Annotated in this window: 11 protein-coding genes; 9 read left to right on the top strand and 2 right to left on the bottom strand. The window is 53.3% G+C overall.

What is annotated here, in order from left to right; all coding sequences use genetic code 11:
- Positions 1 to 19: 19 nt before the first annotated feature.
- Entirely contained in the window at positions 20 to 1132 is a 1113-nt protein-coding gene (locus tag FIV00_RS25860; RefSeq protein WP_152504452.1) for a TrbI/VirB10 family protein, read from the top strand.
- Between the two features lie 3 nt (positions 1133 to 1135).
- Positions 1136 to 1363, top strand: coding sequence for a DUF2274 domain-containing protein (locus tag FIV00_RS25855; protein ID WP_152504451.1), 228 nt, complete (start codon positions 1136 to 1138; stop codon positions 1361 to 1363).
- On the opposite strand, the gene FIV00_RS25850 is transcribed toward FIV00_RS25855, so the two are convergent.
- A complete protein-coding gene (locus tag FIV00_RS25850) occupies positions 1311 to 2291 on the bottom strand; it encodes a LysR family transcriptional regulator (RefSeq protein WP_152503409.1) in 981 nt (326 codons plus the stop codon). The two genes, FIV00_RS25855 and FIV00_RS25850, sit on opposite strands and share 53 nt — an antisense overlap.
- A 254-nt stretch (positions 2292 to 2545) precedes the next feature.
- Here FIV00_RS25850 and FIV00_RS25845 point away from each other — a divergent pair, with 254 nt between their 5' ends.
- From FIV00_RS25845 to FIV00_RS25835, 3 genes are all read left to right on the top strand, one after another.
- Positions 2546 to 3307 (top strand): ATP-binding cassette domain-containing protein, encoded by a 762-nt coding sequence (locus FIV00_RS25845; RefSeq protein ID WP_247649288.1) that lies wholly within the window; start codon positions 2546 to 2548, stop codon positions 3305 to 3307.
- A gap of 5 nt (positions 3308 to 3312) precedes the next feature.
- Positions 3313 to 4362, top strand: coding sequence for an ABC transporter permease (locus tag FIV00_RS25840; protein WP_152503408.1), 1050 nt, complete (start codon positions 3313 to 3315; stop codon positions 4360 to 4362).
- An 84-nt stretch (positions 4363 to 4446) separates the two neighbouring features.
- On the top strand, positions 4447 to 5592 hold the full coding sequence (locus FIV00_RS25835) for a substrate-binding domain-containing protein (RefSeq protein WP_209006711.1): 1146 nt from the start codon (positions 4447 to 4449) through the stop codon (positions 5590 to 5592).
- Between the two features lie 382 nt (positions 5593 to 5974).
- Here the strand turns inward: FIV00_RS25835 and FIV00_RS25830 are convergent, their stop codons facing one another.
- Positions 5975 to 6979 (bottom strand): LacI family DNA-binding transcriptional regulator, encoded by a 1005-nt coding sequence (locus FIV00_RS25830; RefSeq protein ID WP_152503407.1) that lies wholly within the window; start codon positions 6977 to 6979, stop codon positions 5975 to 5977.
- A 246-nt stretch (positions 6980 to 7225) separates the two neighbouring features.
- Here FIV00_RS25830 and FIV00_RS25825 point away from each other — a divergent pair, with 246 nt between their 5' ends.
- From FIV00_RS25825 to FIV00_RS25810, 4 genes are all read left to right on the top strand, one after another.
- The gene (locus FIV00_RS25825; protein WP_152503406.1) at positions 7226 to 8209 is read left to right on the top strand and encodes a substrate-binding domain-containing protein; all 984 of its coding nucleotides are present in this window, start codon (positions 7226 to 7228) and stop codon (positions 8207 to 8209) included.
- Positions 8210 to 8318: 109 nt separating this feature from the next.
- Complete coding sequence (locus tag FIV00_RS25820; protein WP_152503405.1) at positions 8319 to 9821, top strand: sugar ABC transporter ATP-binding protein; 1503 nt, start codon at positions 8319 to 8321, stop codon at positions 9819 to 9821.
- A complete protein-coding gene (locus FIV00_RS25815; RefSeq protein ID WP_152503404.1) occupies positions 9814 to 10851 on the top strand; it encodes an ABC transporter permease in 1038 nt (345 codons plus the stop codon). Before FIV00_RS25820 ends, FIV00_RS25815 begins: the two co-directional genes overlap by 8 nt.
- Positions 10848 to 11840, top strand: a complete 993-nt coding sequence (locus FIV00_RS25810; RefSeq protein WP_152503403.1) for an ABC transporter permease — start codon at positions 10848 to 10850, stop codon at positions 11838 to 11840. Before FIV00_RS25815 ends, FIV00_RS25810 begins: the two co-directional genes overlap by 4 nt.
- The last annotated feature ends 1 nt before the right edge of the window (position 11841 follow it).

Here is an 11841-nt window from a genome sequence, read left to right as displayed (position 1 = left end):
TGTCGATACTGCGGCCGCAATGCGATTGCGGGCTGAACCCCCAAAGGTCGTGAGGTTGTCGCGCCGGGCCTTGATTGTCACAGGCGTTGTCGCATCGCTTGCCTTGGGAGGTGTTGTCATCTATGGGCTTTTGCCGCCATCGACCGAGACGAGCCAGGACGAGCTCTTTTCGATCGACAACCGTCCGACCGCAGATGGCTTGGCAAATTTGCCGCGAGATTATTCTGGTCCAATCCTCGGGCCCCCTCTACCGGGTGATCTTGGGCGGCCGATTCTGAAAGCCCAGGCGCGTGGAGAACCTGTTGCGCCGCCTGTGATCGCCTCTCCTGGTTCTGATCCGGAGGCACAGCGCCGGCTCGCGGAAGCCGAGGCCGCAAGGACGAGCCAGGTGTTTTTTCAAACACGTCAGAACGCGCAAACAAGGCCCGCAAATGGCCGCGCACCGGAAATCAACTCCCAAGGCCTTTTCGGACAACGGGCAGAGATCGCACCACGGAATCCCGATAGAGATTTCCTTCTTGCCGCGGCCGACCGGCGGACAGTTGCGCATGACCGGGTTGTGCCGCCCGTGTCTCCTTATGTCCTTCAGGCTGGATCCGTCATTCCCGCTGCGCTGATCACCGGCATTCGCTCCGATCTGCCCGGGCAGATTTCAGCCCAGGTGACCCAGCACATCTATGACAGTCCGTCCGGGGAGATCCTGCTCGTTCCCCAGGGAACCCGTGTCATTGGGGAATATTCGAACAATGTCGGATTTGGACAGCGGCGGATCCTGCTTGTGTGGACACGTCTAATTTTTCCAAATGGCCGCTCTATCGTGCTTGAACGGCTTCCCGGCGCTGACCTTCAAGGCTATGCCGGTCTTGAAGGCGGCGTCGACAATCACTGGTGGGACCTGGCAAAGGCCGCGGGTCTCTCAACGCTCCTTTCCATTGGCGCAGAGCTTGCCGCCAGAGATGACGACCAGCTTATTGAAGCCATTCGAAGCGGCGCACAGGATACGATCACTGAGGCCGGTCAGGACATCATAGAGCGTCAGCTTCAGGTCGCACCGACCCTGACCATCAGAACGGGTTTTCCGGTTCGGGTGATCGTGACCCGTGATCTTATCCTGGAACCCTATCGAGGTTGAATGATGGCAACAAAGTTGAAGCTGACCCGTATCCCGGATGACAAGCCGGTCAAGCTCACTGTCGAACTTCCCGCCGACATTCATCAAGATCTTGTTGTTTATGCTGAGGTCATGGCGAAAGAGAACGGTCAGCAAACACCTGAGCCTGCCAGATTGATTGCACCGATGCTGCAGCGCTTCATGTTGACCGATCGGGCTTTTCTGCGCCTGAAAAAAGAGCGCCGGTCGTGAGCGAAGAGTGGTGGGCAAGCCAATCGGAACTGCCGCGTCGGACCTTGCCTGCTAGCATATGGGCGTTGCTGATGAGGCACCGAAGGGCAGGATTGTCGTTTCCAGCGAGCCAAATCGCGCAGAAGCGCAACACATCAGGTTCACTTGCAAGTGGTCTTACGGTGAAGTTTGGAAGTTTGACGCATGACCAGGCTTCGGTCGTTGCCGTCAAACCCTGTCCCAGACTGACCAGGTTCATGAGAGTGTCTGACGTAACGCTCCTGGTCTCGATAACGGGAGATACGCCGTGGCTCTCTAGGCGACGCACAATGAGATCATGGAACTCCGGACCAGGAGGAAGTCTGCTTGTAATGAAGCGTTCCTCCTTGAGATCCGACCAGTCGAGCGTTTGCCGATCCGACAGTCTGTGGTCATCCGGCATCGCAATTTGTAAATGTTCGCACCAGAGCTCTGCGCACTCACAGTTGTTTGGCGCACATGTGCCTGGCGCAAAGACGATATCAATATCGTGGGAGCGGAGCGAGGTCATGTGCTCCTCGCGGCCACCATCGCGAATATCGAGCTCGGTCTTTGGATAGTTTCGATTGAAAGCGACCAACAACTTCCGCAGAAAACCGCCAGCGAGTGAGGTCAGGACCCCGATCCGAACGAAACCTGTTTCTGCGCGGCCGGCCAATCCAGCAGACCGTTTCGCGTGATCGAGCTGTCGGAGTGCTGGCTGCACTTCAAGCAAAAACCGTTTACCAGCATTTGTAAGACGGACACCTGAGTGACTTCGCTCAAGTAGAGATACACCAAGCTTGTCTTCCAGTCGTTTGATGGAACGGCTGATCGAAGATTGACCAACGCCGAGTGCTTTAGCCGCTCGGCGCAGGCTCGCAAATTCAGCGGCAGCTTTGAAGGCGCGAAGTTCTGAGAGCTGGGGCATGGCCAAAAACCCTCTGACATTTTGTTTCTGACTTCGGTTTAGGAGACGAAATACTCTGCTTGTTTACAGTTTTTTCTGTTTTCGTTTGCGTAAGCTCATCCGCCAAACACCTGTGACAAGCGGAACCCGTTATTCGATATTTACAATGCACAATCGATGGTGTAACTAAGGACAATCGATTGTGCAACAATAATTCAAGCAATCGTTGATCATGTCGGGAGGAGGTCGCCGACAATGGGAGGAAGCAAGTGGAGATGAAGACGCCTGTTCTTCAGATGAAGAACATATGCAAGTCTTTTGGCGGGCTAAGAGCGCTGATAGACGTAAATTTAGAACTCTATCCGGACGAGATACTCGCCATTGTGGGCGATAACGGTGCAGGAAAATCGACGCTAATCAAGGTGTTGACTGGGGTTTATCAAGCCGACTCCGGGAGCACCGAACTTAACGGGCAGCCAGCGAACATCAGAAGCCGCCAAGATTCTCTGAATGCCGGGATCGCTACAGTCTACCAAAACCTTGGTCTTGTTGATACGCTGCCAGCTGCCCCAAACATCTTTTTAGGTGATGAGCCGACGAAGAAGATCCTGGGTCTTCCCTTCATCGACAATAAGAAAATGCGCCAGGACGCGGAAGAAATCCTGCGCACAAAGGTCGGCGTGGAGTTGCCTAACCTTGATGATCCGACCCGAAATTTTTCCGGCGGCCAGCGCCAAGCGGTAGCGATTGCCCGGGCAGTGCGGGCCAATGATCTGCATGTCCTTATCATGGATGAACCAACAGCAGCACTTGGTCCAGAAGAAACCCGAAAAACGCTTGAACTAATTAAAACAGTGCGTGGGCGTGGCACTCCAATCATTTTGATTAGCCACAATCTGGATCACGTTTTCAGCGTGGCAGATCGCGTTCAAGTGATGCGCGGCGGGAGACGCGCCGGTGTTGTGGAGGTCGCCCAATCCAACAAGAAAGAAGTGCTTGGATTGATCGTCGGCTCCGACCTGCAGGAGGCGTCGTAGTTTCAATGTCAAATCTAGAAAATCAATCCACCATCGACGCTGTTCTTGGCCACCAGACCACTTCCAAGAGCGAAGGCCGAAAGATCGAGCTCCCTTGGGTTCAACGTTACTTCAATGTCGCTGGCCCATTGGTGATGATCATTGGTTTGGGCCTTGTCATGGCCATTTTCGAGCCGCGGTTCTTTGAAATCGCAAACTTGATGATCATCTTGCAGGACGCTGCCATTTTTATGGTGCTCGGCATGGCGATGACATTGGTGATCACTGGTAAGGGCATTGATCTTTCCATTGGCGCTGTTGCCGCCCTATCGGCTGTGATTATGGCCATGTTGATCAAAGACGTTGGTATGAACGTCTATCTCGCGATGGTGGTGGGTATGCTGGTGGGCACCACCTGTGGTGTCGTCAACGGTTTGGTCATTACCAAATTACGGGTCCCAGATCTGATGGCGACCTTGGCAATGGATGTAATTTATCGTGGTTTGGGTCTTGTTCTGGCGGCTGGAACAGTGCTTGCGCGATTTCCCGATCCAATACCGTTTCTTGGCCGCGGCCATGTGTTCGGGGTGTTTCCTGTTGCTGCTGCTATTGGGCTTTTGGCGCTGGGCATCGGGTATGTGCTCTATCATCATACCAAGCTTGGGCGCTATGCCATTGCGATCGGGGCAAATAGGGAAGCTGCACAGCTCACCGGGATTAATGTCGACAGGCAAAAGATCTACCTTTACGCCTTGATGGGCCTGTGCGCTGCGATCGCAGGTATCCTTCTAACTGGGCGCTTGAACGCAATCCAATCGACTGCCGCTGTCGGCTTCACATTGCATACAATCGCGGCGGTCGTTGTCGGCGGAACGGTTCTGTTCGGCGGGCGCGGCACGATGTTTGGGACGCTTGTTGGCGTTCTGCTCCTGTCAATGGTCACAAACTCTCTTGTGCTTCTGCGGTTCCAGTTCTTCTGGCAGCTGGTGGCTGCGGGCGTGATCATCATCGCTTCGATTGCTTCTTATGCATACCTGCAGCATCGCAACAACGCGGATGCTCGACAGGATGAATAGCCGCGCAATACCGCGCAGCTTTGCGGGCCGCTGGAGGAGCGGCGGCTTGCGTTGAAAGAGGTTCAAACCTAGGGAGGAGATACCATGTTTAGAACCAAAACCATGCTTGCAACCGTGTTGGCTTCATGCCTATCCATCGGTGGGGGGGCGGTCCTAGCTCAAGAATTACCGCTTAAGCCTTTGCCCGACGATGACGAGCGTTACTTCTGGTGGTACCATCAAGTTCAATCGGACGAAGTCCTTGAAAACATGCAAAAGGTTGTTGGCGCTCCGGCGGTCTCCGTTGCAAATCCACCTGAGGAGCCCGTGAAGATCGCTGTGATCTATCCAAGCCAAGACGTATCCGATTTCTGGTTGCGGTCCTATTTGGCCATGGAAGCGCGTTTTAAAGAAATGGGCATGCCCTTTGAAGCAACCCAATTCGCAACAAACATGGGCGACAACCTCTTGATGTCGACCTATTCGGAACAGGTCGCCCGCGCAGATGACTTTGAGTATGTCATCTTCGGCCCATCTGAACTGCAAACGCAGCAAGAAGACATCAAGCTGATCATGGATTCAGGGAAGAAAGTCATCGTCCTGAACCACGACACACCTCTTCAAGATTGGGGTGACAATCAGCCGATGATGTACAGCACCTTTTCGCATCTCTTCGGAGCGCTCAATATCTGCAACTGGGTCATTGAGAACCTTGGTACAGAAGGCACTTATGCTATGAACCGCGGCGTGCCAGGTAGTGTGGATGATCAGCGCTCTGGTGGGTTTCAGAAGTGTCTTGAGGAAAAATCCGACTGGAAGATGGCCTATGAGCATTTTGGGCTTTTCCAGCGAGAAGGAGGTTTCAACGGAGCGCAGCTCATTCTTTCCGGCTATCCGGAAGTGACCTACATTCACAACGCCAACACGGCGATGGCCATGGGTGCAATTTCTGCAATTCAAGCGGCTGGTGCACAAGATCGCGTTAAAACCTCGGCATGGGGCGGGACTGGCGACGAGATCGAAGCTCTACGCAAAGGCGAGTTAATGGCTACCCCGATGCGCATGAGCGATGACGTGGGCGTTGCTTTGGCGGAAGCCATCCGCGCTGACATAGAAGGTCGCAAGGATGATATCCCATTGGTCTTCCTTGGTCGGATTACCATAGTTGCTTCGGATTCAGGCCCCGAAATTGTCGACGAATTCGAGAAGGAAGCATTTCGTTACACTGGTATTGGAACACTTGAGCGTTAACTCTGGGACGCCACAAACTTGGGGCGCGTTTGAAACCGGCGCCCCACTTCTTTCCATTGAATGTTAGCCTAGAGTACGTCGACGTTCCCAAAATGGAAAAAACGTTGTGTTTTAATCATCGGCCGAAGCTCCAGGGATGACTTTGTGTTGCACGGAGGCATTGATTGACATGATCCCTGTGCAAACAGGGACGAGTGCATTCGGACTACGGTTTCGTGCGCTGGAGCAAGTTTCCGTGGGCACACGAACTGCAAAACTAAGCGTCATTAATCTGGATGCTATGCTGGGGAGACTATAGGTTTAGGAGCAAGTTTACTTCTCGTTTCTGCAAAAAATCAGTTGCTAGGTAAGAGTGAAAACAAGAATTAATTACGATTAACGCCTACCGATTTGGTAAGATAAGTTCCGGCTCAATGTGGGTAATCTGAGGGTCGGTATCGTCCTGATCAAGGTGTAAGTATGCGCGTTTAACCATCTCTTCTGCACGCTGACGCATCATGGGGACAGGATGGTGCAAGAGACGGCCGAATGGATCGTAGTCAAATGAACCAATAGCACAGTCATCAACTTCTTCAGTTGGCAATTGGACGAGAAACTCGAGTGCGCCTTCAAAGCATCCAATCGAGTTGATAAGCAAAACAGATGGTAACGATTTTCTTTTGTGATAGAGTTTTTCTAATGCATCCCTCGCGGCTGCTCGCTGGTAACCGCAAGCCAGAACCTGCGATTTTGAAGTGCGATGACCTCGTTTCTTGAGAGCTTGCTTGAAACCGCGCACACGTTGTTCTGTCGCCGGCAAATTGGCGTCCCCACCTAAAAAGACAACATCACTAAGGTCTTTTGCATTGCTGTCATTCAGCAAAACTTCCAGGAGCCTTTGAGCGCCGCCTTTGTTTTCAGACACGACCGACGGTGCCTGGCTGCAAGGCTGGTCGACGAATACATGAGGAACTTTGGCCTTCTGGCACATCTCACTAAGCAAATCTGGTTCAGATATCCCGACCAGCATCAGGGCGTCGACAGATGAGTTTATGAGGCCGCGCACAGCCTCTATTTCCTGGTCGCGCTCACGCTTCGCCGAGACAATGACGGGCAGGGCCTCGCGGGCGCGCGTCTCGTTTGAAAAACATTGGCCGATTGAGGAGAAAAAACGATTGTCGTGCTGGGGCAGGATCATTCCCACCAGTCCAGATTTCGCACTCCGCAGTGCTCTCGCTTGCAGATTGACTGAATAATTCAATTCATCGGCAATTGCGCGAATGCGATCAACCGTTGTTTCACTAATCCTGCGGGACTTCCAAGTGCCATTTAATGCCGACCCCACAGTTGAAGCCGAAACGCCTGCCTTCTTAGCGATATCGTAGATGGTCTGTTTGGTATTCGTCATTACCTCAGTTCACAGTTTCGAACTTGCTGATTGTACTTAAATTATACCTTGACACTATCGATTGCGCAAATCTTCTTGACTCTCTACGCACACCCATTCTATGAAGTAGCACTATCGATTGTGCAGAAGAAATTACCATTGTGCACAATCGATAGTGCAAGTCGTACCTTGACCGTTTTCAGGAGGAAATATGGGTGCGGCAGCTGAGACAGAACTGGGTCGAGTTGGCTCAGAGGGAGGAAACTCATGAAAATTCGTAATACGCTTCTATCTGGATTCGCGCTGGCAGCATTGATGATGACACCCGCCGCCGCTGAAACCAAAATGGGTATCGTTGTTAAGATCGGAGGTATCCCGTGGTTCAACGCCATGGAGACCGGCATTCTTGAACGCGCTGAAGAACTCGGTGTATCCGCCGAAATGATTGGCCCAACTTCGGCAGATCCCGCGCTTCAAGTCCGCGCAATCGAAGACCTGATTGCGAAAGGCGTTGACGTTATCGGTGTCGTTCCCAACGACGAAGCTGCTTTGGAACCGGTGCTGACGAAAGCCCGCGAAGCAGGGATTAAGGTCGTTGCCCATGAAGGACCTGGTCTAAACAGCGTTGATTGGAATTTCGAATTGGCGTCTGCCACAGGCTTCGGCGAAGCGCACGCGGAGTTGCTTTGCGAAAGCGCGGAAGAGGCTGGGAGCTACGCCGTCTATGTTGGTTCGCTGACTGTGCCGCTTCACAATGCATGGGCCGATGCGGCCGTTGCCTGGATGGACGAGAACTGCGACAAGCTCAAAAAAGTCGGCGACCGCTATGGCGTTGCTGAGAGTGTCGATGACAGCCGCTCAACGGCGCTGGACTTAATGGCGGCAAATTCTGATTTGCGCGGTATTCTTGCGTTTGGCAGCCAGGGTCCGATTGGAGCGGGGCGTGCAATCGAAGAGCGCCGACTTGCTGGTAAGGTTCATGTTATGGGGCCATTTTCCCCAGGCCAGGGTCGCCAGCTTGTGAAAGACGGCGTGATTGCAGGCGGCTTTATGTGGAACCCTGCCGAAGCCGGTCGAGTGTTTGTAACGCTTGGTAAAATGCTCGCGGAAGGCGTTGAAATCAAAGAGGGCATGAACATTGAAGGCCTTGGCTGGATAAAACCTGATTCATCAACGCGTAACATCATCACGGACAATCTCGTTAAGATCAACGCGACCACCGTGGACGAACTGGCTGAAAAAGGCCTCTGAGCCGCACAGACTCTCTAGCGCGCCGCCGTCAAAATAGGCGGTGCGCACTTCCGTTTTTTCTAGCTGTGAGCGCCGGTGCAAGTCCGCCGGCGTGCGAGGTGGTTTCGGTATGGGCCGGTCTAGTGAAGCCTACGCATTGAAAATGCAACATGTGTCAAAGCGTTTCGGCGGTGTTCAGGCGTTAGACGACGTTTCGATTGATGTGCGTGTTGGGGAAGTCCATTGCCTTGCAGGCGAGAATGGTTGCGGAAAAAGCACCTTGATTAAGATCGTTACCGGGGTCTACGAGCCCGATGATGGGACCCAGATTGAGGTTTTTGGAGAACAAGTCACTGCCAATAGTCCAACCCGCGCCAGGGCGCGCGGGATAGCCGTCATCTGGCAAGACCTTGCCTTGTTCCCTCATATGACTGTGGCCGAAAACATCGGATTTGATGAGCTGGTCGGCGGCCGCCCCAAGCTTGCAGATCTCAAAAGCATCCACAACCGTGCCAAAAGAGTGATGGAGCGGCTGAATGTGTCACTCGATCTAGACGCCCCTTTGCACACATTGCCCATCGCGCAGCGCCAAGTTGTGGCGATTGCGCGCTCACTCATGAGCGATGCCCGGTTGATTTTTATGGATGAACCCACTGCATCGCTTACTCAAAGTGAGACGGACGCCTTGCTTGCGATTGTTCGTAACCTGTCCGCTGATGGTGTGGCTGTCGTGTTTGTCAGCCACCGGCTGGCTGAAGTGCTGGATATCGCCGAGCGCGTTACGGTGGTACGGGACGGCAAACTAATAGGTGTTTATCCGACCGAAGGTATGTCCCAAAGCCGATTGGGCGAGCTAATGACAGGCCACACGCTCGAAACAGAAATCAATGCACAGGATAGAACCAAAACCGAGAGAGTGTTGCACGTTGAAGGATTGACCCGACGCAACGAGTTTGAAGATGTTTCGTTTTCAATCGGTACAGGAGAAGTTGTTGGATTGATTGGACTAATCGGTGCCGGACGCACTGAGTTGGCCCATGCTCTGATTGGCATGTCACGTGTTGATGTAGGGACTATCTACCTGGATGGTAAGGCGATCAGACCACGGAACATTCGCGAGGCAATCAGGCTTGGGATCGCCTATGTTTCTGAAGACCGACTGACACTTGGCCTCGTGCAACCTCAGTCGATTGCTGACAACACAGTTTCAACTGTACTTGACAAAATCCTTGCTGCGACAGGACTGATCTCCAGTCGGGAGAAAACGGACCTCGTCGGCACCTGGATCCAACGTTTTGCAATTAAGGTTGGCTTGCCTGAGGACGCTGTCTCGACGCTTTCTGGCGGAAACCAGCAACGCGTAGTACTGGCAAAGTGGCTCGCCACTAAACCCAAGCTTCTCATTCTCGACAGCCCGACTGTTGGTGTCGATGTGGGCGCTCGTGCGGGAATATTCAAAATCGTGCGCGAACTCGCCGATGAGGGTCTGGCGATCCTCTTAATTACGGATGAGATTACGGAAGCCTATTTCAACGCTGATCGTATCCTACACATGGCCGATGGTCGCATTCGGTCGCAATTTGACCCGCACGGAACATCGGTGGCGGCGCTCGAGGAGCAAGTCTATGCATAGATTGCTCGCGACCCATACGGTTGAAGTCCGATTGTTCGTTGTCCTGCTGATGATGATAGTTGGCCTCGGTCTGACGACGGATACATTTCTGACCGTTGCAAATCTGACGTCGCTGCTCAACAACAACTCTGTCAACTTGATCTGGGCGGTTGGGCTCTTGGTCGTTCTGGTGGCTGGCGGAATTGACATTTCCTTCGCGGTCGCGGCCTCCGTGGTTCAGTATATTGCTGCCCAAATTTTTGGCGCAATTGGAGGCGGAAATTGGGCAATAGGCTTTCTGGTCGCCGGCACTCTTGGCATCGGCCTTGGCCTCATTAACGCAGCTCTCATTCATGGGTTTCGGATCGTCTCGATCGTAATCACGATCGCTACGTTCAATGCCTATTTCGGTTTGCTGATGTTTTTCACCAAAGGGCGAAGCATCTACACGCTGCCTGACTGGTGGGCAGACCGGATCTTTCTTTTTGAGTATCAATCAGCATCCGGAGTCTGGTCAGAACTCAATTTGTCTGTTGCGGTGATGGTCGTCTGTCTCGTTGCGACAGCAATTCTCATCAATCGCACGAATATCGGCCGACAACTTTACGCCTTCGGTGACAATCCTGAGGGCGCTCGGCGTGCCGGCGTAAATATCGGGATGATGCAGGCAATTGCTTTTGGGTGGTGCGGATTGATGGCCGGCGTCGGCGGCCTCATGCAAGTAAATATCGCGAAGGAAGTTGTTCCAAACGCCCTCTATGGGCGTGAGCTGGATGTTCTGGCGGCAGTTGTTTTGGGCGGCGCACGCCTTGGGGGCGGCAAGGGCACGGTTTTCGGATGTGTTCTTGGCGTAATGTTCGTCGCAATCACGCAAAATGGTCTCAACCTGCTCGGTGTTTCTCCTTTCGCGTTCCAGATGATCATTGGTGCTACGATCCTGATTGCGATTTCGACGTCCAACATCAAGCTGAACCTGCCCGTCTTCTTCACATCACAATTAAGTCGAGCCGCACCTTCTAAACAAGATCAATCGAAGGGGACGGACCGATGACCTTCTCAAAGAAAGTCCGAGCGCTGGTGGGATCTGAGAATCTCTTTCTGCTTGGCGCACTTGCAACTGTGTTTGTTGGTTTTTCCTGGTCCACACCCCTCTTTTTGACCGCGTCGAATTTCGGGTCAATGGCGTTTCAGTTGCCGGTTCTCGGGCTTTTGACCTTGGCCATGATGGTGCCAATTCTTTCTGGCGGTCTGAATCTCGCGATCATATTCCAGGCCAATATCTCCGGGCTGGCACTTGCCACAGTGCTTCTGCATTTTGGCGGACCAGAAGCAGGTGTTGGGGCGTTCCTTCTCGGTGTCTTGGCGGCGCTCACCGCAGGGGCACTTTCTGGTGCTCTCATGGGGCTGGTGGTTGCTTATCTGGGAGCCCATCCCATCCTCGTGTCGCTCGCCATGATGATTTTCTTGCGCGGACTGGGTGAGTTCCTAACAAAGGGCGGAGACATTTCCGGCTTTCCACCCTTTATGAAAACGATCGGCCATGGGTCTCTGCTCGGCGTGCCTATACCGCTACTGGTCTTCCTTGCGGCCGCCTTTGTTTGGCACATCATGCTCCGCCATTCAAAGCATGGGTTTTCTGTCTACATGATCGGCTCCAACATCAAGGCATCCGAATATTCAGGGCTGAACACGCGCCGTACATTGACGATGATCTATACGATTTCTGGAATCGCCTGCGCGATTGCCGGGATCTTAATGGCGGCCCGTTTCAACTCAGTACGTGTCGGACATGGGGAAGCGCTTTTGCTTGTGACGGTTCTCGCCTGTTTTCTTGGCGGTTTGGACCCGTTCGGAGGCTTTGGCCGCGTTGTGCCCGTTATTCTGGCGCTCTGTATTCTCCAAGCGCTTTCGTCAGGACTGAATTTGGTCGGTGCGAACCAACACTTGTCCACCGCGGTGTGGGGACTGTCTCTGATCGTCGTCATGGCTCTGCGCTGGCTCGCAGATTACATAAACCCATCAGGACGAAGGAGGACATAGG

Origin of the sequence: Labrenzia sp. THAF82 (assembly GCF_009363435.1) — a bacterium.
GTDB lineage: Bacteria > Pseudomonadota > Alphaproteobacteria > Rhizobiales > Stappiaceae > Roseibium > Roseibium porphyridii.
Note: the sequence above shows the minus strand (reverse complement) of the source record. Positions and strands in the feature narration are given on the sequence as shown.